Source organism: Sphingomonas sp. Xoc002, assembly GCF_050408055.1.
Taxonomy (GTDB): Bacteria; Pseudomonadota; Alphaproteobacteria; order Sphingomonadales; family Sphingomonadaceae; genus Sphingomonas; species Sphingomonas yabuuchiae.
The window spans coordinates 1,456,117-1,476,962 of the sequence record NZ_CP191175.1 but is presented as its reverse complement, the minus strand read 5'-3'; the positions used below and the strand labels follow the sequence as shown (position 1 = coordinate 1,476,962).

Annotated in this window: 13 protein-coding genes and 1 riboswitch; of the genes, 4 read left to right on the top strand and 9 right to left on the bottom strand. The window is 66.0% G+C overall.

Annotated elements, in window-relative coordinates:
- Window positions 1–26 precede the first annotated feature (26 nt).
- Window positions 27–2,327, bottom strand: coding sequence for a TonB-dependent receptor (locus ACQR50_RS06700; protein WP_428970657.1), 2,301 nt, complete (start codon window positions 2,325–2,327; stop codon window positions 27–29).
- A 31-nt stretch (window positions 2,328–2,358) separates the two neighbouring features.
- Window positions 2,359–2,468, bottom strand: a riboswitch (TPP riboswitch).
- A 126-nt stretch (window positions 2,469–2,594) separates the two neighbouring features.
- On the opposite strand from ACQR50_RS06700, the gene ACQR50_RS06695 reads away from it, so the two are divergent.
- Window positions 2,595–5,021 (top strand): S9 family peptidase, encoded by a 2,427-nt coding sequence (locus ACQR50_RS06695; RefSeq protein WP_428970297.1) that lies wholly within the window; start codon window positions 2,595–2,597, stop codon window positions 5,019–5,021.
- 218 nt (window positions 5,022–5,239) lie between these two features.
- A complete protein-coding gene (locus ACQR50_RS06690) occupies window positions 5,240–7,039 on the top strand; it encodes a DUF885 domain-containing protein (RefSeq protein ID WP_428970296.1) in 1,800 nt (599 codons plus the stop codon).
- Between the two features lie 9 nt (window positions 7,040–7,048).
- On the opposite strand, the gene ACQR50_RS06685 is transcribed toward ACQR50_RS06690, so the two are convergent.
- Complete coding sequence (locus ACQR50_RS06685; RefSeq protein WP_428970295.1) at window positions 7,049–8,857, bottom strand: M14 family metallopeptidase; 1,809 nt, start codon at window positions 8,855–8,857, stop codon at window positions 7,049–7,051.
- A gap of 166 nt (window positions 8,858–9,023) precedes the next feature.
- On the opposite strand from ACQR50_RS06685, the gene ACQR50_RS06680 reads away from it, so the two are divergent.
- Window positions 9,024–10,211 carry a DUF2252 family protein gene (locus tag ACQR50_RS06680; RefSeq protein ID WP_428970294.1) on the top strand — a complete coding sequence of 396 codons (1,188 nt, stop codon included), beginning with the start codon at window positions 9,024–9,026 and terminating at the stop codon, window positions 10,209–10,211.
- Window positions 10,212–10,447: 236 nt separating this feature from the next.
- On the opposite strand, the gene ACQR50_RS06675 is transcribed toward ACQR50_RS06680, so the two are convergent.
- The 7 genes from ACQR50_RS06675 to ACQR50_RS06645 form a co-directional block, all read right to left on the bottom strand.
- A complete protein-coding gene (locus tag ACQR50_RS06675) occupies window positions 10,448–10,690 on the bottom strand; it encodes a hypothetical protein (RefSeq protein WP_428970293.1) in 243 nt (80 codons plus the stop codon).
- Between the two features lie 160 nt (window positions 10,691–10,850).
- Window positions 10,851–13,076: a catalase/peroxidase HPI gene (gene katG / locus ACQR50_RS06670; protein ID WP_428970292.1), complete on the bottom strand. Its 2,226-nt coding sequence runs from the start codon at window positions 13,074–13,076 to the stop codon at window positions 10,851–10,853.
- A gap of 326 nt (window positions 13,077–13,402) precedes the next feature.
- Entirely contained in the window at window positions 13,403–14,677 is a 1,275-nt protein-coding gene (locus ACQR50_RS06665) for a PQQ-dependent sugar dehydrogenase (RefSeq protein ID WP_428970291.1), read from the bottom strand.
- A 39-nt stretch (window positions 14,678–14,716) separates the two neighbouring features.
- A complete protein-coding gene (locus ACQR50_RS06660; RefSeq protein WP_428970290.1) occupies window positions 14,717–15,592 on the bottom strand; it encodes an NAD(P)-dependent oxidoreductase in 876 nt (291 codons plus the stop codon).
- On the bottom strand, window positions 15,589–16,767 hold the full coding sequence (locus ACQR50_RS06655) for an L-rhamnonate dehydratase (RefSeq protein ID WP_428970289.1): 1,179 nt from the start codon (window positions 16,765–16,767) through the stop codon (window positions 15,589–15,591). Before ACQR50_RS06655 ends, ACQR50_RS06660 begins: the two co-directional genes overlap by 4 nt.
- Window positions 16,764–18,020 carry an MFS transporter gene (locus ACQR50_RS06650; protein ID WP_428970288.1) on the bottom strand — a complete coding sequence of 419 codons (1,257 nt, stop codon included), beginning with the start codon at window positions 18,018–18,020 and terminating at the stop codon, window positions 16,764–16,766. Before ACQR50_RS06650 ends, ACQR50_RS06655 begins: the two co-directional genes overlap by 4 nt.
- Entirely contained in the window at window positions 18,010–19,707 is a 1,698-nt protein-coding gene (locus ACQR50_RS06645) for a GH39 family glycosyl hydrolase (protein ID WP_428970287.1), read from the bottom strand. Before ACQR50_RS06645 ends, ACQR50_RS06650 begins: the two co-directional genes overlap by 11 nt.
- Window positions 19,708–20,095: 388 nt before the next feature.
- Here ACQR50_RS06645 and ACQR50_RS06640 point away from each other — a divergent pair, with 388 nt between their 5' ends.
- Window positions 20,096–20,827 carry a FadR/GntR family transcriptional regulator gene (locus tag ACQR50_RS06640; RefSeq protein WP_428970286.1) on the top strand — a complete coding sequence of 244 codons (732 nt, stop codon included), beginning with the start codon at window positions 20,096–20,098 and terminating at the stop codon, window positions 20,825–20,827.
- Window positions 20,828–20,846: the final 19 nt, after the last annotated feature.

Sequence of the window (20,846 nt, the reverse complement as noted above, 5' to 3'; positions counted from 1 at the left end):
GCCCGGATCGCCTGCCCCGCTCATGCTCAGAAGGCGCGCGACACGGTGGCGACCACCGCCGCACCGCCACCGACATAATAGCCCGGCGCATTGCCCGTGATGAGCGTGCCGCCGCGCCCGATCGTATCGCGGGCGTTGGTGGTCACCGCCTGAACACCCGCCAGGACATGCGGATTGGTGACGTTGATCGCGTTGAGGCGCAAATCGGTTCGCTTGCCGTCCAGCCAGTCGGCCAGATGCACGCCGACGGCCAGGTCCAGCGTCGCATAGCCGGGAATGCTCTCGTCATTCATGAAGGTCGCATATTGGCGGCCGACATATTTGCCCGCGATGCTGCCGAACAGCAGCCCGTCATCATAGGTGCCGCCGCCGCCGATCTGGAAGGTCGGGCTCGACACCGCCCGCTTGCCCCGCGTCGGCAGAAAGTCGGTGCCGACCGGCAGATCGTCGTCGATCCGCGCGCGCAGATACTCGCCCGAGACATAGACGCTGACGCCCTTGGCGGGGCGATAGTCGATCTCGCCATCGACGCCGTAGGAGGTCTGCCCTCCGGCATTCAGCGTCGAATTGACCAGCGCGCCGCCATTGTCGATCACGGTCGCCAGCTGGCGGTTGCGGAACTTGTAGTGGAAGCCGGTCACGGACGCCGACAGGCTGGGGCCGATATAGCGATAGCCCAATTCCTGCGACACCGAGTATTCGTTCTTCAGCGCGTCCGTGCCGCGCGTCGTGACGACACCGCCATAATAGCTGTCGTAGAGCGTGAACTCGTTGGGCGTGCGGAAATTGGTGGTGATGTTGGCGAACAGCTGCTGCCGGTCGTCGATCGCGTAGTGGATGGCCGCACGCGGCAGGGCGACGAAGCTGTTGCGCCGGACCGCGCTCTGCGGCCCCGGTAGATAGTTACGGCCGTTGCGCAGCAGGTCGACGCCCTTGAAGCCGATATCGACCGTCAGGCGCTGGGTCAGCGCGATGCTATCGGCGAGGAACACGCTCTTCGTCACGGTGACGGTGCGCTGGTTCTCATAGGCGAACAGACGGCCATCGGCGGTGCGGATCGCACGGGCACGATAGCCCCAGCGGTCGGCGGGGCGGCCGTCCGGATCGACCGACGTATAGGTCTGCGTCACCCGGTCGGTGCCGTAATCGAACCACAGCCCTGCCGTCAGCCGGTGGATACCCGCCTGTAGGGTCAGCTTGGCGACTTGCCCGGCGCGCATCTGGTCACCGGTGTAATTGCCCAGCACCGTCGCCACGCCGTCCACCGCCCCGGGCAGGGCGATTGCTTGGGTCAGTTCCTCATTGCCCAGGAAGTTGCCGGTCGTCGCCAGCTGAGTGCCGTAAGGCGAATTGCCATAACCGAATTGGAGATAGCCCGTGCTGTCAAAGGTCAGCCGGTCCGACAGCACCAGATGCACCGGTGCCGAGGCATAGAGATTGCGGAACGGCGCGCGGTACAATTCCCAGTAATCGGTATCGCCCGGCGTATAGCGCGCATTGTAATTGAACCCGCGCCCTTGCGCCTGCCACTCCGCCAGCGTCGGGCTGGGGTAAGCGGAGGAATTGGCGTCATTGTACGACAGCGCCAGGCTGGCGCGGTTGCCATTCCCCCATTCGCGCAGCAGCTTCGCATCGACATGCTGGCGCGTGTCATATCCCGCCCCCCGCCAATTGTCCGCGCGCGTATTGGAATAGGAGACGAACGCCTTCAGGCCCGTGCTCCCGATCTCCCCCGTATCCACCCGGACGAAGACACGGCGCATGGCATAGGAACCGAGCGCTAGGTCGGCGAGCAGTTGCCGCGTCGCCTTGGGATCATCGAGGCTCAGCGACAGCAAGCCGCCCGCCCCCACGACGGTCGGCGCATCGAGATCCACCGATCCCGGCGACAGCGCGATGCGACGCAGATTCTCGGTATCGGCGAATTGCGACGGATAGGCGTAGTAATAGCCGATGTCGTTTTGCGGCGCGCCCTCCATCAGCACCCCGATCTCGTCCTGCCCCAGGCCGCGCAGCGTCAGGCTGGAACTGGTCGACAGACCGTAGGGGTCGCTGGAGGCGACGTTCGCGCCGGGCAGCAGGTTGACCAGTTGGAAGGCGTTCTGGGTCGGCGCCTGCTTGACGATGAAGTCGGTCGCAACCTCGCTGACCGCATGGGGCGCGGTCTGATCGGGCAGCAGGCCTTCGGGATCGCGGTGGCCGATCACGCGGATATCCGCAGGGGCATCGGGGGCTTGCTGCGCCAGGGCGGTCACCGGCCACGCGGCGGACAGCATCAGAGCACCAAGGCGGATCATCGTCTGATCGCGCAAAATCACAACCGGCATCATCTCTTCGTCCACTTCACGGAGGGACGACGGAAGAGCCGCGCACCCTCCCTACGCCGGTATGACCCGGATCAGGTTCAGCGGGTCATGGGCTGCTGCCCATCTCTCAACCGCGCATCAGCGGCCCCCCGGGGATGGCGCCGTCTAGGCGGTTATGCGCCACATGCAAATGCCTATCGCATCTGCCCTTGCCGCAAGCCCCGAAAGGACTGGCAGGCCCGACGCGCCCGTGGCACATGATCCGCCATTCATCATAAGGGGTTACGAATGCGCGCTGGTGCCTGCCTGATCACTCTGCTGCTTGCCACCACTGCCCATGCGCAGACGCCCGGCACCACCTATCACCGCGCACCCGATGCTATCGCGAAGGCGCTGGAAAACCCGCCGACCCCGGCCGTCGCGGTCAGTCCCGACCACCGCACGCTCGCGATCCTGGGGCGGGAGAACCTGCCGACGATCGCCAATCTGTCGAAGCCGATCCTGCGCCTCGGCGGCTATCGCATCGATCCCGCGACCAATGGCCAGGCCGAAGTGCGCGTCCAATGGCTGAACGCGCTGAGCTTCAAGGACATCGGCAGCGGCCGGACCGTCGCGGTCCAGTTGCCCACCGGGATGCGCTTCGCGTCGCCGGACTGGTCGCCCGACGGCAGTCGCCTCGCCTTCTATGCGCAAGATACGGACGGCCTGTCGCTCTGGGTCGCCGAGCGCGATGGCCGGGTGCGGGCGGTCGCACGGGGGCTGAACGGCGCCTTCGGCACGCCGTTCGTCTGGATGCCGGACAGCCGGTCGCTGGTCGCCTATACGGTTCCTGCCGGGCGTGGATCACCGCCCCCCGCCGCGACGACGCCGACCGGGCCGATCGTGCAGGAAAGCAGCGGCCGGACGTCGGCTGCGCGCACCTATGAGGATCTGCTCGGCGATGCACATGACGAGGCGCTGTTCGACCATTACTTTACCGGACAGCTCGTCCGCATCGGCCTGGACGACACCGCCCGGCCGATCGGCACGCCCGGCCTGATCCGTGATTTCAGCGTCTCGCCCGATGGCCGCTATCTGCTGACCGAGCGGCTGAAGCGGCCCTATTCCTATCTGCTGCCCGCCCGCTTCTTCCCGACCGAAATCGCGGTTTCGACCATCGATGGACAGCCGGTGAAGACGCTCGTCGACCGCCCGCTGGCCGACGACCTGCCGGTCGATTTCGACGCGACGGTAAAGGGGCCGCGTGAGGCGGAGTGGCGGTCCGACGCGCCCGCGACCCTGGTCTGGGCCGAGGCGCTGGACGGCGGCAATCCGCGCGTGAAGATCGCCTTCCACGACAAGGTCATGATGCAGGCCGCCCCCTTCGACGCGCCGCCGGTCGAACTGGCCCAGACCCCGGCGCGCTATGCGATGACGATGTGGGGCGATGACGGCTTCGCCATGGTCGTCGACCGCGAATGGCGGAGCCGCACCGAACACCGCCTGGCCGTCGCGCCGTCGCGGCCGGGGCAGAGCCGGATGCTGCTGACCCGCAATTATCAGGATCAATATGGCGATCCGGGCCGCCCGATCCTGGAGGAGAATGCGGCGGGCAAGCCGGTGATGCGCTTCACGCCCGGACATGACGGCACCTATGTCACCGGCGAGGGCGCGACCAAGGCGGGGGCTTTCCCGTTCCTCGCCACCATGACGCTGGCCGGTGGCGAGCAGAAGCGGCTTTGGACCGCCAAGGCCCCCTATTACGAGCCGGTCGTCGCGATGCTCGACGACAAGGGCCAGCGCATCCTGACCCGGCGGGAGAGCGCGACGCTCGCCCCCAATTACGTCATCCGCACCGTCAAGGGCGGCGGGGCGAAGGCGATCACCACCTTTGCCGACCCCGCCCCCGTCTTCGCGGGCGTTACCCAGCGGACGATCACCTATAATCGCGCCGATGGCGTGCCGCTGTCGGCTACTCTCTATCTGCCCGCCGGTTACGATGCGAAGCGCGACGGCCCGCTGCCGACGCTGCTCTGGGCCTATCCGGCCGAATATACCGACGCCAAGGTCGCCGGACAGACGGTCGACCAGGGCAATCGCTTCGTGCGGCCGCGCGGTATCAGCCACCTGTTCCTGCTGACCGAGGGCTATGCGATCCTCGACAATCCGGCGATGCCGATCATCGGCGAGGGCGGCGCGGAGGCGAACGACACCTATGTCAAACAGCTGCGCGAGGATGCGCAGGCGGCGGTCGACGCGGTGGTGAAGCTGGGCGTCGCCGACCGGACCCGCATGGCAGTCGGCGGGCATAGCTATGGCGCGTTCATGACCGCCAATCTGCTGGCCCATACCGACCTGTTCCGCGCCGGGATCGCGCGATCAGGGGCCTATAACCGCACCCTGACCCCGTTCGGCTTCCAGGCCGAGCAGCGCACATACTGGCAGGCGACGCCGACCTATACCGAGATGAGCCCCTTCACCTATGCGGACCGGATCAAGGCGCCCATCCTGCTCATCCATGGCGGTGCCGACGACAATAGCGGCACCTTCCCCATTCAGTCGGAGCGGATGTACGCCGCGCTGAAGGGCAATGGCGCAACCGTCCGCTATGTCGTCCTGCCGAACGAACCGCACGGCTATCGCGCGTTGGAATCGACCGAGGAAACGCTGTGGCAGATGACCGATTGGCTCGACCGCTACGTCAAGCCGAAGCAGCCTGCGGCGGCGGCGGACTGACGGGCATTCATGGTGCGTTGCCGTGCAGGCACCTGGCCACCGTTAGGCCGAGTCCCCACGTTCTGATTGGACCTCTCTTTACATTCCTCCACTGAAGGGGGAGGAATGACGGTGGAACGGCACCCATGGATCACACCGGCTGTGCGAAGCCCCGCTTGCCCAGCAGCCACTTTGTCGCCTAGCTTCCCGTAAATAGCTTTATAACGGGGAAAAACGGCATGGATCGTCGCAACTTCATTATGTCCGGCGCGGCCACCGCCGGGCTGACCATGTTGCCCGCGCGGTCCGCCTTCGCGCAGGCGTCCGGCGACGCGCGATTGAACACCGCCTTCGATCAGGTCCTGGCGGAGACGGTACGTGAGTCACCCGAGTTCGCGACTTCGCTGGGTCTGGACACGGGCCGGAATGCCGATCTCCGCCATCAGCTGGGCGACAACAGCTATGGCGCGATCGCCAAGAACCTGGCCCGCAGCCGCAAGGCGCTTGCCCTCGTCACCGCCATCGACCCCGCCTCGCTGTCGCCTCAGGCGCGGATCGATCGTGAGGTCGTGCTCTACAACATCAAGTCGAACATGATCGGCCCGGAGCAGTTCGGCCTGTCCTCGCCGCAAGGGCCCTATCCGATCTCGCAGCAGGACGGCGTGTATTTCTCGCTGCCCGACTTCCTGGCCTCGACCCATCCGGTGAAGACCGCGGACGATGCCGAGGCCTATCTCGACCGGCTCTCGCTGATGGGGCGTCAGCTCGACAACGAAACCGACGTACAGCGGCGTGAAGCCGCCAAGGGCCGCCTGGCGCCCGACTTCTCGCTCGACCTCGCGCTGGGGCAGATGGCGAAGCTCCGTTCCCCCGCCGCCGCCGACAGCCAGCTGGTCCAGGCGCTGACCCGCCGCACCGACGCGGCGAATATCGGTGGCGACTGGAAGGCGCGCGCGACCCGGATCGTGGCGGAACAGGTCTATCCCGCGCTCGACCGCCAGATCGCACTGCTGCGCTCGCTCCGCCCCTCGGCCCGCAGCGCCGCGGGCATCTGGGCGCTGCCCGACGGCGAGGCGATGTATGCCGCGGCGCTCGCCCAGGCGACCACCACCACCCTGTCACCCGATGCGGTGCATCGCATGGGTCTGCAACAGGTCGCCGAACTAACCGCCCAACTCGACACGATCCTGCGCGGCCAGGGCCTGACGCAAGGCAGCGTCGGCGCACGTCTCGATCAGCTCAACCGCCAGCCTGCGCAGCTATACGCCGATGACGACGCCGGTCGTGCCGAACTGCTCGCCAGCCTCAACGCCAGCGTAAAGGCGATGCAGGCTCGCCTGCCCCAGGCGTTCACGAACCCGCCCAACGCCGCGCTGGAAATCCGCCGCGTCGCGCCCGAAATCCAGGACGGCGCGCCCAACGGCTATTATTTCCGCGCCCCGCTCGATGGTTCGCGCGCGGCCATTTACTGGATCAATCTCAAGAACGTCCACGACTGGCCCAAATACACGCTGCCCAGCCTGACCTATCATGAGGGCGTGCCGGGCCATCACCTTCAGATTTCGACCGCCCAGCGCGCGCCGACCCATCCGCTGCGCAAGATCGCCTTCTTCAATGCCTATCTCGAAGGCTGGGCGCTCTATGCCGAGCAATTGGCCGACGAACTGGGCGGCTATGCCTCACCCGTCGAGCGCGCGGGCTATCTCCAGTCCTTCCTGTTCCGCGCCGCGCGACTGGTCGTTGATACGGGCATCCATACCAAGCGCTGGACGCACGACCAGGCGACCAGATATCTTGTCGACACGGTCGGCTTCGCCCCCGGCCGTTCGCAGCGCGAGGTCGAGCGCTACTGCGTCTCGCCCGGCCAGGCCTGCAGCTACAAGATCGGCCATGCCGCCTGGCTGCGGGCCCGCGAAAGGGCCAAGGCGATCGCTGGCAGCCGTTTCGACCTGAAGCATTTCCACGACGTGCTGGAAGCGGGTGCGATGCCGCTGTCGATGCTCGAGCGTATCGTCGAGGAGCGGGCGCGCGCGGTCTGACGCCGCGCGTCAGTCCACCTCGCGCGCGATCGGGTAGCGAAACGGATAGGGATGCCCCGGCCCGGCCTCGGCATAAAGCCAAGCCAGCCGGGCGTCCGCGTCAGCGGCGAAGGCAGGCTCGTCCTTGAGTTTCTGCTCGAAGCGACGATTCACATCGGCATCGGTGTCGAGAAGCTGCTCTCCCAGAGCGGCGAGCACATAGGCGTCGGTATTGGGCGCCGGTGCCAGCATCTCCGGGAAAAAGCCCCAGGCCAGGAACGAGTCCTGGCTTTCGGGTTCCAGCAGGGCGGCGGCCAGCAAGCCCAGCGGCTGATCGGCCGGAACACGGACACTGCCCGCCGGCATCTCCTGCTCGACACTGGCATGGGCGAAGCGTGCGGTGATCGGATAGCGTCCCTCATTGGGCTGGGACAGCTTCGGGTCGATCAGTTGGACCCGGTCGAGCTTGCGGGTCTGCGGCGCCCGTATCGTCTCGAACCGGATGCCGTGCAGGCGGAGCCGTTCGATCACCTCGGTCTGCTCGGGTGGAATCCACCAGGCCCTGGGCAGACGCACGGTTTCGACCGGCTGCTGCCCGATGATCGGCATTCGAAAGGTGATCGGCTTGCCCAGCCAACGCTGCTCGTCGCGCCCGGAGGCTGGCGAGCGATAGGTGTCGAATGCGACGCCCTTGAAATTCTCGATCCAGCCGATCGGCGCGGCGGCGGGTTCCCACCGCGTCAGCAACTCGGTGGGGCGGCTCGCCCGGTCGGCCGCCTTGGCCTCCGCGATCCGGGTCCGATCGGTGGCGGCGACCTTCAGCGCGGCTTCCAGCAGGACATAGGTTCCTAGGACCCGCTGACGATAGGGTTTGAGCATATGGTTCTCGACCAGCACGGTCGGCATGCCGATGAAATCGCCATAGCCGGTCGAGTAGCGCGGCCCTTCGGGGCTGTAGCGTATGCCTTTTTCCGGGTGCCGCGTATCGATCGGGCTGGGATAGATGACCGGAATATGCCCCGCCGCCGTCAGCGCGGTCGAAACCGCCGGACCGAAGCGCCCCTCCAGCCAGTCGGCGGTGGCACGGTGCCGCGCATAGGTGCCCCAACCCGCATAGGTGAAGGTCACGTCATACTGCATGTCGAAGCCTTCGCTGACATGGCAGTCGATATAGAGGATCGGGTCGAGCGCCCGGATCAGGCCGATCATCGCGCGCGATTCCGGCGCATCCAGCTTGGCGTAATCGCGATTGAGGTCGATATTGCGCGCATTGGCATCCCGCCCCTTTTCGGCGGGGCCTCGGATGTGCGGATAGTTGTACGCACTCCTCTGTTCGTGCCCGTCGATATTGTAGATCGGCACGAACACCAGATCGACCTGATCGAGCAGGCTGTCCTTCCCGCGTAGCGCAATATCGCGCAGCAGCATGAGCCCGGCATCCTTGCCGTCTATCTCGCCCGAGTGGATACCGCCCTGCACCAGCACGACCGGCTTGCCCGAACCGCCCTTGCTGGCGCGGACATAGATCATCTCGCGCCCCTGGGTGGTGCGGCCGAACGTCTCGACGCGGATGAAGGGCGACGCCGCTTGCAGGCGTGCGAGCCATGCCCTCACCTCGGCATAGCGCGGCGTCGTCTGGAAACCCGATGCCTCGGCCGGGGTGATCCAGGGATCGCCCGCCTTTGCGATCAGGGCTTGGCTCTTCCCGGACCATGGCAGGGTCGGCGGCAGGGGCGCGGGCTGCTGCGCATTCAGGCTGCCTGCCGTTGTCAGCAGCAAAAGGGCGGAAAGACGAGCACGCTTGGTCTGCAAGGCAGCACTTTCAGAGGGGACCGACATGAAGTCGCCGCCTTATGATACGATATAGCGTACCGCAACCCGACACTCGTACTGGCTCAACATCGCTACTTCGGCGACAGCCCAAGTCACGCCGCTGGCAATGTTTTGTTACTTTCGGCGCGCCGTCGCGTTGTCGTGGAGTAATTCGTTCGAGGTCCCATTACACATGCCCTTTCCCGCCGATCGCAGTGCCATTCTCGAAGCCCGACGTACGCTGAAGATGGCGCGATCCGCCCATGCCTATGTCCGGGGCAACACGGCGAAATTCTACGAATGGCTGGCAGCGTCCAAGGCGGCGCGGCGGGTGCCGCAGGGACCGGCGATCTGGATTTGCGGCGACTGCCATCTGGGCAATCTGGGGCCGGTCGCCAATGGCCGTGGCTCGGTGGAAATCCAGATCCGCGATCTCGATCAGGCCGTGATCGGCAATCCCGCGCATGACCTCATCCGGCTCGGCCTGTCGCTGGCCACGGCGGCGCGCGGCTCCGACCTGCCCGGTGTCGTGACCATGCGCATGATGGAGGCGATGGTCGAAGGCTATGCCACGGCCTTCCGCGGTCCCGATCGCGACGATCCCGACCTCGACTCCGAAATCGTCCGCAGCGTCGAGCGCGAGGCCTTGGGGCGGCGCTGGCGCCATCTGGCCAAGGAAAGGCTGGACGCGGTCGAACCGCGCATTCCGCTGGGCAAGAAATTCTGGGAGCTCTCGCCCGAGGAGCGTGAGGCGCTGACCGCGCTGTTCGCCGACGAACGGGTCGGTGCCATGGTCCTGTCGCTGAAGGGCAAGCCGCAGGACCGCGAAGTCCGGCTGGTCGACGCCGCCTATTGGATGAAGGGGTGCAGTTCGCTCGGGCTGCTGCGCTACGCCGCGATCGTGGCGCTCCGGACACGCAAGGGCAACTGGTCGTACGCGCTGGTCGACCTGAAGGAAGCGATTGCCCCCATCGCTCCCGCAGCGCCCGGCACAAAAATGCCGAGCGACCCTGCGGAGCGGGTGGTGACCGCGGCCCGCCATTTGTCCCCCTATCTCGGCGAGCGGATGATGCCCGTCACGATGCTGGACCGCTCGCTCTTCATCCGCGAACTGACCCCGCACGACATGAAGCTGGAGGTCGATCAGTTCAGCCAGGGCGAGGCGGTTCGCGCCGCCCGACATCTGGCTTTCGTCGTCGGGACCGCCCATGCGCGTCAGATGGACGCAGCCGCACGCTCCGAATGGCTGGCGATGATCGAAGCGGATCGGAGCGGTGCGCTCGACACGCCGTCATGGCTCTGGGAAAGCGTCGTCACGCTCTCTGGCAGTCATGAAACCGGCTATCTTGAACACTGCCGACGCTATGCCATCGCCGCCTGAAGCAGGACAGCATTACACTGAAGCAACGTGAGCCCCTCCCCTTCAGGGGAGGGGTTGGGGTGGGGCCTTTCCACGAACGCCGTGCTTGTGGAAGCGCCCCACCCCCTGCCCCTCCCTGAAGGGGAGGGGTGGTTTAATCTCAGGTCATTATTGCTGCTTCCTTCCTTCTCCCCTCAAAGAGGGGCGAGGGAAAGACAGGGCGCATGTTGACGCTCGGGGGAGAGCTCAAGCCCCAATCAGCCGGAATTGGCCTCGGCGATCAAGCGCGCCATGCGCGCGGCGTCCTTGGCGACCTGTTCGTCGTCCAGTTCGCGACGCAACCATCGCATCTCGTGAAGATTGCCATGCTCGTCGAGCTCACCGCATCCGATCCGCTTGCCATAGTCCAGCAGCGCGCAGGTCGCCCCGGGGACATGCGCCCGGACGATCTTCTGCACCTCATCGATAACATATTCGCCGGAACCAGCAATTTGCGCCATATCATCCTCTGATCGAGCCTCGGGATAGCATTCGCATCGACGCGCACGAAGCCGTTTCTTCGCCCCTCCCCTATCGGACGGCGCAGCGGACACAAAAAAGGGGCGCGGTGCCCAGACATAAGTCCGGCGCACCGCGCCCCCCGCAAGGCAATCGACAGGCTTAGCTGGCCTGGTTGGCCGACACCGGCTTGGCGGTCACGTCGAAGCGATCGGCGTTCATCACCTTCACCCAGGCCCGCACGAAGTCGCGCACGAACTTTTCCTCATGCCCGTTCTCGGCATAGACCTCGGCGGTCGCGCGCAGCTGCGAGTTGGAGCCGAAGATCAGGTCGGTGCGGGTCGCGCGCCACTTTTCCTGGCGACCGCCACGGTCGTAACCGATGAACTTCTCGTCGCTCGACGCATCGACCAGATCCCAGAAGGTATCATTGTCGAGCAGGTTGACGAAGAAGTCGTTGGTCAGCTGACCCGGACGATCGGTCAGAACGCCTTCCGGCGCATCGCCGAAGTTCGCGCCTAGCACACGCAGGCCGCCGACCAGCACGGTCATCTCCGGTGCGGACAGCCCCAGCAGCGCCGCCCGGTCGAGCAGCAGCTCCTCGGTCTTCACCGGGTTGCGGGTCTTCAGATAGTTGCGGAAGCCATCGGCCTGCGGCTCCATCCACTTGAAGCTCTCGACATCGGTCCATTCCTGCGTCGCATCGCCGCGACCGCCCAGGAACGGGACGCTGACGTCGAACCCGGCATCACGCGCCGCCTTCTCGACCGCCGCCGAGCCCGCCAGCACGATCGCATCGGCCAGCGACATGTCGCCGCGCAGTTCGTTGAGCTTGGCCAGCACCGTCTGGAGCTGTTCGGGCTCGTTGACCGCCCAGTCCTTCTGCGGCGCCAGCGCGATGCGGGCACCGTTGGCGCCGCCGCGATGGTCCGACCGGCGATAGGTCGATGCCGAAGCCCAGGCGGTCTTGACCAGCTGTGCGACCGTCAATCCGCTGGACAGCACCGCGTCCTTGAACGCAGCCACGGCCGCATCCGACGGTGCAGTGCCTTCGGGCACGGGATCCTGCCAGATCAGCGTCTCTTCGGGAGCTTCCGGCCCGAGATAGCGGATCTTCGGCCCCATGTCGCGGTGGGTCAGCTTGAACCAGGCGCGGGCGAACGCATCGTCGAGCGCCGACTGATCGTCGCGGAAACGCAGCGCGATCTCGCGGAACTCGGGATCCATCTTCAGCGCCATGTCGGCGGTGGTCATGATCGTGGGCACGCGCTTGTTCGGGTCGCGCGCGTCGGGGGCCATGTCCTCCGGATCCGGATTGACCGGGGTCCACTGCTTGGCACCCGCCGGGCTCTGGGTCAGCTCATAGTCGTACTTGAACAGCAACCGCAGATAGTCGCCGGTCCACTGGGTCGGATTGTTCGACCAGGCACCCTCGATACCCGAAGTCGTGATATGGCCCTGGCCGATCTCCTCGCTGTCGGTCAGCCAACCCAGACCCTGCTGGTGGATCGCTTCCGCGGCGGGGTTCTTGAAGCCCGTGGGAGGCTTGGCACCATGCGCCTTGCCGAAGGCGTGGCCACCGGCGGTCAGCGCCACCGTCTCTTCCGAGTTCATGGCCATGCGCTGGAACGTCGCCTTCATGTCGCGCGCCGAGGTCAGCGGATCGGGATTGCCGCCGGGACCTTCGGGGTTGACGTAAATGAGGCCCATCTGGATCGCGGCGAGCGGTCCTTCTAGTTCGGGCAGTTCCTCGGTGATGCGGGTCTGCGCACCTTCGTCGACCCACAGCTCCTCGGCGCCCCAGAAGGTGTCACCCTCCGACGCATAGACGTCCTTGCGGCCGCCCGCGAAGCCGAAGGTCGGGCCGCCCATGCTCTCGATCGCGACATTGCCCGCCAGGATGAACAGATCGGCCCAGCTGATATGCTTGCCGTATTTCTGCTTGATCGGCCAAAGCAGGCGCCGCGCCTTGTCGAGATTGCCGTTGTCCGGCCACGAGTTGAGCGGCTCGAAACGCTGCTGCCCCGAGGACGAGCCGCCGCGCCCATCGGTCACGCGGTACGTACCGGCGGCGTGCCAGGCCATACGGATCATGAACGGGCCATAATGGCCATAGTCCGCCGGCCACCAGGACTTGCTGTCGGTCATCAGCGCGAGCAGGTCTGCCTTCACCGCGGCATAGTCGAGCGTGTTGAACGCCTCGGCATAGTCGAAATCCTCGCCCATCGGATCGGGCGAGATGCCGTGCTGGTGCAGCATGTCGATCGGCAGCGCATCGGGCCACCAGTCCTTGTTGGTCCGCCCCAGCAGCGACCGTGCCTTGACCTCGCCGCCGCCCTTGCCGCCCATCGGGCAACCGCTGCCCTTGGGCTGTTCATAATCGGCCATGTCGGTGTCCTCTTCCAACCGGTGTTCCTATGGGAGCGAAGGTGCCGCATCGGACAAGACGCTGTCCAAGCGATTTTTCGGGCCTGACAGATTTCATTAATCGATCACTGTCGGCACCGCGCTCATGGAACAAAATGCCTTGGAACGCGGCCGGTTGCAGATTGGCATGGCGGACCGTCTGTCGGGGCGCACGTCCCAGCCCGCTGCGGGGCAGTCGGAGATGACGACCGTCCGCTCCGCCCTGAAGAGCGGGAACGGACGGTGTCCATCAACAAGCGTGAGCAAGACCGCCGGGCGATCTTCCCCCGGCCCGGCGATCCGGCGACTTACGCCGAGCGTCGCGACGACAGTCGCAGCAACCGGCCGCCATCGCCATCCTCCAAGACCCACAAGGCGCCATCGGGACCGGTCGTCACGAAACGGATGCGGGCCCCCATGTCCCAGCGTGCCGCTTCCCGTGGCTTGATGCCGTCGAACGTGATCTGCACCAGCAGGTTCGATCCCAGTCCGCCGACAAAGGCCGAACCCCGCCATTCGGGGAACATGTTGCCCCGATAGAAGGTGAAGCCCGCAGGTGCGATGACCGGGTTCCAATAGAGCGCCGGTTGCCGGAACTGCGGCTTGGTGTCGGGACGCGGGATCGGCTTGTCGTTGTAATTGTCGCCATAGGAGACCAGCGGCCAGCCGTAATTGGCACCCGGTTCGATCAAGTTGAGTTCGTCGCCGCCCTTCGGCCCCATCTCGGTTTCCCACAACCGCCCCTGATCGTCGAAGGCGAGGCCGTAGGGATTGCGCAGGCCGCTCACCCAGGTTTCCGCCGGGGTCAGGTTGGGCGCGGGCATCGTAGCCTGCCGGACCTTGGCGGTGGCGGCGGCGACGGTATCCTCGGGCGGATCGATGATGCCGATGCTCGTCGCGCCGGTCTTGCCCGCCGCCGAATTGCCGGGCGCGGGCTTGCCGTCCAAGGTCAGGCGCAGGATCTTTCCAAGCGCCTGATCGGGGTCCTGCGCCGGGGTGAAACGCTGCCGCTCGCCCACCGTCAGGAACAGATGCTGCCCGTCCGGCGAAAAGGCGATATAGCCGCCGAATTGCCCACCCGCACCGCGCGGCAGTTGCCGCCAGATGACCGACAGGTTCGCCAGCGAGGCACCCCCTGCCCCCTCCATCAGCGTCGCACGCGCAAGGGCCAGACCGTCGCCGCCTTCGCCCGGCTCCGCATAGGTCAGATAGACCTGACGATCCTGTGCGAAGGTCGGCGATGCGATAACGAAGAGCAGGCCGCCCTGCCCTTCATGATGGACCGTCGGCACACCGCCGACCGGGGTCTTGGCCCCCGCCTTCGTCACCAGCCACAGCTTGCCCGGCTTTTCGGTGACCAGCATGCGGTCGTTGCCGATAAAGGTGAGCGCCCAGGGATCGTCGAACGTCGCGATCGCCTCGGTACGGAACGGCTTGGACGTCGCGGGCTTGGCGTTCCCGTAATTGACCGGCGATTCCGCGGAACTTGCCGTGGAGCTGCTTTCCTCCGCCTTGCCGCAGGCGGTCAGGGTCATCGCCAGCGTGGCGAGCGGCAGGACGAAGGGTGGGATGCGATGAAACACGGGGGATGAAATCCTTGGCAAAGACGCGGAAGACGGATGTCAGGAATGCTGGGGGCGAAGCGGCTCGACGACGGCGGCGATGTCCTCGTTCGCCCGCCCGGCGGCCGCCGCCGCCTCGAACCGGGCGCGTGCGGCAGCGGCGCTGGCGAGATCGATACCCTGCGCAGTGAACGCCGCCTGGGCATAGGACAGGTCCTTGGCCATCAGCGGGATCAGGAATTGCGGGTCATAGGCACGCTGAAGCATCCGCCCCGCGACCGCACCCAGCAGCGGACTGCCCGGTGCGCCACTGGCCAGCAGGCCGACCGCACGGTCGACATCCAGCCCGCTCCGCTCGATCATCGCGACGGCCTCCGCCAGGCTGGCGATCTGCACGCCGCACAGGAAATTGTTGACCAGCTTCAACAGCGCGCCGCTGCCGGTATCGCCCAAATGGATGGTTTCGCTGCCCATCGCCGCCAGAACGGGTTGGGCGGTCTCCACATCGGACGCGGCACCCCCCACAAGGAAGCGCAGCTGCCCCGACGCGGCCTGCACCTTGCTTCCCGTGACCGGCGCATCGAGAAAGCCGATACCGCGCCCCTTGGCGGCGGCGGCAAGCTCGCGCACCCAGTCGATCGTCAGCGTGCTCGCCTCGATCAGGATGCTGCCGGGCCGCATCGCCGCCAGCGCGCCCCCGTCCAGCCAGACGGCACGGGAGGCATCGTCGCTCGACAGCATTCCGACCGCGACATCGGCCTGCGCCACGGCATCGGCCGGTGTCTCGGCGACATACGCCCCGGCCGCCGCCAGCGAGGCGGCCTTGTCCTTCGAGCGGTTCCACACGGTGACGTGGAACCCCGCCTCCAGCAGCTGGCGCGCCATCCCAGCGCCCATGATGCCCAGGCCCAGCAGGGCCACGTTGCGGATCGTCATTGCGTCACCTCGAATTCCGACAGGGCGGCCTCGTCGATCTCCAGTCCCAGGCCCGGAAGATCATCGGATAGCCTGATATAGCCATCCTGCGCGACGGGCTCGCCCTTGAAAATATACCAGAACAGTTCGTTGCCCACTTCCACGTCGACCTTGGGAAAATATTCCGCGATCGGCGAGTTCAGGCTGGCCATCACGACGTGATAATTATGCATCTGCCCGGCATGCGGCACGACCGGGATGCCATGCGCCTCGGCCAGCGCCTGGATCTTGCGGGCGGCGGTCAGGCCGCCGACACGGTTCGTGTCGAACTGAATGTAGTCCAGCGCGCGAGCCTCGATCAGCTGGCGGAAGCCGTAGCTGGTGAATTCATGCTCGCCCGCCGCGATCGGCGTGGAGCCGAAACGGCGCAGTTCGTGATAGCCATGGATATCGTCGGGGATGATCGCCTCTTCCAGCCAGCGCAGGTTGAACGGTTCGATCAGCCGCATCATCCGCTTCGCATAGTCGAGGCTCCAGCCCATATAGGCATCGGCCATCACGTCGATCTCATCGCCCACGGCTTCGCGCACCGTCCGCACCAGCTCGACATTGCGTGCCATACCCGCCGCACCGTCGTCCGGGCCCCAGCCGAAACGCAGCTTCATCGCGCCGAAGCCCTGCGCCTTGTAGCGTCGGGCTTCCTCGGCCAGCTCGTCGAGCGGCACCGAATAGAGGCGGCTGGCATAGACGGGGATATGCGGCCGGGTGCGTCCGCCCATCAGGCGGAAACAGGGCTGCCGAGCGTCCTTGCCCATCAGGTCCCACAGCGCGATGTCGATGGCGGAGATCGCGGCCATCACCACGCCCTTGCGCCCGAACGCCATCGTCTTGCGGTACATGTGCTGCCACAGGAACTCGGTGTCCCACGGATTGCTGCCGATCAGCAGCGGTGCCAGCGCACCGTCGATGATCTGCTTGGCGACGATCGGGGCCAGCGCGGCATTGCCGATGCCGACCAGCCCGGTATCGGTGAATATCTCCACGATCAGCCAGCCGTGGAAGGTGAAGCTGCCCATCGTCTCGGGCGAGAGCATGGGCGAAACGGCATCCATCGGATTGGTGCAGAAATGGGGCGGCAGGGCCTGCGTGCGGCCCTTCCACTGCACGACGCGGGTGCGGACTTCGGTGATCTTCACGCGGTGTTTCCTTCACGGTCGAGTTGTTGGATGCGCGGAACCGCCAGACAGATCAGCGCGAAGGCCAGGACATGGAGCGAGGCGGCGACCGCCAGCACGGGGGCGTAGCCATGGCCATGGTCGAGCGCCCACCCCGCCGCCTGGCCCATGACGATGCCGCCGAACGCGCCGCCCATGCCGACCAACCCCGCGAGACGCCCCAGCGCCGCGCGCGAGATCATGTCAGTCGGCAGCGTCATGACCAGGGTCGACCAGCCTTGCTGGCCGAAAAAGGCCAGGCTGAAGATGGCCAGCACCATCCCCACCGTTTGCGCCTGCGGGACCAGCATCACCCAGGGCATGCACGCGGCGCAGGCGGCCAGCGCGATCTTGCGGGCGGCGTTGACGGACATGCCGCGTGCGAGCAGTCGGCTCGACAGCCAGCCCGCGCCGATACTGCCGCCCCCCGCCGCCGCATAGGGAATCCAGCCCAGCGTGGCGGCCTGTTTGAGGTCGAAATGATGCACCTCGAACAGATATTTGGGCAGCCAGAACAGGTAGAAATACCAGGCCCCGTCGCTCAGGAACTTGGCGCCGACGATACCGGCGACCTCACGCCGGGCAAGAAGCGCACGAACCGTCGGCACCTTCGTGGGATGGTCCGGCAAAGCCGCCTCCGGGCGCGGATCGCGATAGGATACGGCCCACGACACCGCCCAGACCAGCCCCAGCGCGCCGGTCACGAAAAAGACCCAGCGCCAGCTCGCCAGGCCGAACCAGTTCGCCTGGGCGAGCAGCAACGCGATCAGCGGCGGGGCGATGACCGCGCCGACCGATGTCCCGGCATTCACGATACCCATCGCGGTCGCACGCGCGCTGGGCGTGAAACGCTCGGCAATGGCCCGTGTGGCGGCGGGAAAGCCCCCGCCCTCGCCGATGCCCAGGAGAAGCCGACTGGCGACCAGCGCCACCACCCCGCCCGCCAGCCCATGACTGGCGCACGCCAGCGACCAGAACGCCATGATCGCCACGAAGCCGACCCGCGTTCCCACCCGGTCGAGCAGCCAGCCGCCGCCCAGATACATCAGGCCATAGGTCGCCAGGAACGCGGAATCGAGCAGCGCCTTGGTCTGGTTGCTGATCGGGATATCCTTCTGGATATGCCCGATCACCCAGGGCAGCGTCTGTCGATCGAGATAGCTGATGGCGATCGCCGTCGCCACCAGCAGCGCGATCCCCCATGACCGTGTGGCAATCGGGGTATCAACGCGCATTCAACACGACCAGCGCGACGCCCTGTCTGGGCACCGTGATCGACGTGGTAACCGTGTCGCGCGCCTCGGCCGTCAGGGTGATGGGCTGCGGCTGCATCGCCGATGCCTTTTCCAGCGCGGCATATTGCGTGACGTTGGGATTCAGCGGCGATCCCATCTTCTTCCAGGCGGAAAAGGCATTGGCGTTATCCTCATCGACGCGGAACAGCGTCGCCGTCGGGGCCCGGCCACGAACGCCCCGGATCGTCAGGCGGATCGCAGCACTCGGGCCGGGCACGTCGTCATCGTGATAGTGCCACAGGAGGACGGCGACCTGGCCGTCCTTGGTCCGCGTGGCGAGCGTGCCGACATCCGCCTGCCCCCGCACGCCTTTGGCCATGACCTCGTCCAGCGGCAGTTCCGCATCGCTCGTCGCGGCCAATTGGTCGGTTCCCAGCTTCGCGAACATGCGGAACACGTTGAGCACGGGCAGGTCGATGCCGTTGGACGACAGCTGGCGATACCCCGCGAACCAGGGCTGGTCCTCGAACTCGAACGCCCAGGTCAGCACGCCTTCCAGATTGACGTTGCGCCGCTTTGCCAGGGCCCAGATGCGCGGGAAGCTGGCCGCCGTATAGCTGGAGTACATGGTGCCGTTGCGATAGCCGTTCTTGAGGCCGGGACACGCCGCGCAGCCCTCGGGATCGCTTTCGCCGATCACGACCGGCTTGGACGCCAGCGCTGGCGTGGACAGCGTCTTGTCGAAGCCGCCGTTCACGCCGCGAAGATGGACGTCGAGACCCATGCGGACATGGCCGTCCACGAATTTCGGATCCCCCTTGGCATGGAAGGCCAGGAAGTCCGTCGGCGTTCCGATCTGGCCGGTCGCGTAATTCTTGCCGCTGCTCACATGGCGCAGGAAGCCGTCCATGAAGCTGCCACCGGGCCCCGCCGCATCCATGCCGCCGACCCGCGCCGTGGGCAGCGCGCGGCGAACGCCATCGATGGCATAGTCGTGCAGCTTGTAGAACTCCTCCGGCGTGCCCTGCCAATAGGCTCCGTTCGGTTCGTTCCAGACCTCGAAATACCAGCGTTCGACCTCGGCACGGCCATAGCGTTCGACATTGTGGCGGGTCCATTGATAGACCAGCTCGCGCCACTTGTCATAATCCTTGGGCGGATAGGCCCAGCCGGTGATGATGTATTTATAGTCGAAGCCAGGACGCCAGTTATGCCGGTACGGCGTCCCCGCCGGAGCTGTCGACATCGCCTCCGGCATGAAGCCGATCTGGAGGTACGGCTTGACGCCCCGCGCGATATAGGTGTCGATGATGCGGTCGACATTGGTCCAGTCATAGATCGGCTTGCCGTCCTTGGCCTCCCGATAGATGTTGGTGCTGCCCCATTTGAACGCCGGTGTACCGTCACCGGTGTTCAGCAGGTTGTGCGCCCGGAAATAGACCTCGCCGCGCCGCAGGTCGCCCAGTTGCACCAGCAGCTTCTCGCCGTCCTTCATCGTCGCATAATTCGGTTCGTCGGCTCCGAAGAACCGCCACGACGGCGGCAACGCCCCGACCGTCTTGGACGCATCCACCGAGACGGCCACGGGTCGCGGCGCCGCCACCGCCGCCGGGGCGGACTGCGCGTGCGACGGCGTCGACATCAGCAACGCGCCCATGGCGACCGACAAGCCGCTGAAATATCTCATGACCTTATCTCCATAGAGGCGTTGGGGATCGAACGAGGGCACGAAGGTCCGCTGCGAAAGCGTGATGACGGGCGGGAATAGGGTTCAGCGGCGGCGAGCGGCTCCATCGTGCTTTCCGACGCCGTGCGAGCCGCAAACCGAAGCGATGCGCTTCCGTTTCGCATGATCGCCCTGAGTTGCGCGACACCTATCCCCTGCCTCGCCATAGCCCCTCTCCCCGAGCAGCACCGAACCGTCTTATGCAGCAACCATAACTTGTAGTACTAGATTTCACAACGACAAAGAATCGGGACTTTATCGACCTTTATTCGTTTGCGATCTTGTTAGACATTGGATCCGACGGCGGTCGCGCTTGACGCATACCGGCCGTCATCACCATGGTGACGATATGACTGCCGATGACGCACCCGACTTCGTTCGCAAAAGCCGCCCGACGGACGTACGCGGGGGGATCGCCCATGAATTGGGGGTGGCGATCGTGAGCGGCAGGATGGCCCCCGGCACCCCGCTCGTCAGCGAAGAACGCTACAGCAGCGAGAACGGCGTTTCACGCGGGGCCTATCGCGAGGCGCTGCGGATCCTCGCGGCCAAGGGCCTTATCGTCAATCGCGTGAAGAGCGTCACGCGGGTGACCGAACGGGCCAGGTGGAACATGCTGGACCTCGATGTCCTGGGCTGGATGTTCGAGGGAGGGCCGACGCCCGATTTCATCGCCAGCATCTTCGAACTGCGCAGCATCGTCGAACCGTCCGCCGCCATGTTCGCGGCCCGGCGGCGTGACGAGCGGCAGCTGGCACGCATGGGCCACGCCCTGGGAGAGATGGAGCGCTATGGCCTGCTAGACCCCGCCGGGCGGGCGGCCGATCAGGCCTTTCACCTGACGATCCTGGAAGCCACGAGGAACGAGCCGTTGATGACCCTGTCCTCTTCGATCGCGGCGGCGGTCGAGTGGACGACCCGTTTCGCCAGGGACGAGCGTCGCCAGTATCGCGACCCGATGCCGGATCATCACGCGGTGTACGCCGCCCTGATCGAAGGCGACGGACGGGCCGCCCGTCACGCCATGGAGATACTGATCGGCAATGCGTCCAGCGACGCCGGTGTCGACCCCGATCGATGATGGGAAGGGCTTCGGACTT

Excerpts from the sequence above, each read along its gene's own strand:
- ACQR50_RS06650 (WP_428970288.1), bottom strand. The coding sequence starts at position 18,020 with ATGCGCGTTGATACCCCGATTGCCACACGGTCATGGGGGATCGCGCTG.
- ACQR50_RS06675 (WP_428970293.1), bottom strand. The coding sequence starts at position 10,690 with ATGGCGCAAATTGCTGGTTCCGGCGAATATGTTATCGATGAGGTGCAG.
- ACQR50_RS06640 (WP_428970286.1), top strand. The coding sequence starts at position 20,096 with ATGACTGCCGATGACGCACCCGACTTCGTTCGCAAAAGCCGCCCGACG.
- ACQR50_RS06660 (WP_428970290.1), bottom strand. The coding sequence starts at position 15,592 with ATGACGATCCGCAACGTGGCCCTGCTGGGCCTGGGCATCATGGGCGCT.
- katG (WP_428970292.1), bottom strand. The coding sequence starts at position 13,076 with ATGGCCGATTATGAACAGCCCAAGGGCAGCGGTTGCCCGATGGGCGGC.
- ACQR50_RS06645 (WP_428970287.1), bottom strand. The coding sequence starts at position 19,707 with ATGAGATATTTCAGCGGCTTGTCGGTCGCCATGGGCGCGTTGCTGATG.
- ACQR50_RS06700 (WP_428970657.1), bottom strand. The coding sequence starts at position 2,327 with ATGCCGGTTGTGATTTTGCGCGATCAGACGATGATCCGCCTTGGTGCT.
- ACQR50_RS06680 (WP_428970294.1), top strand. The coding sequence starts at position 9,024 with ATGCCCTTTCCCGCCGATCGCAGTGCCATTCTCGAAGCCCGACGTACG.
- ACQR50_RS06685 (WP_428970295.1), bottom strand. The coding sequence starts at position 8,857 with ATGTCGGTCCCCTCTGAAAGTGCTGCCTTGCAGACCAAGCGTGCTCGT.
- ACQR50_RS06690 (WP_428970296.1), top strand. The coding sequence starts at position 5,240 with ATGGATCGTCGCAACTTCATTATGTCCGGCGCGGCCACCGCCGGGCTG.
- ACQR50_RS06695 (WP_428970297.1), top strand. The coding sequence starts at position 2,595 with ATGCGCGCTGGTGCCTGCCTGATCACTCTGCTGCTTGCCACCACTGCC.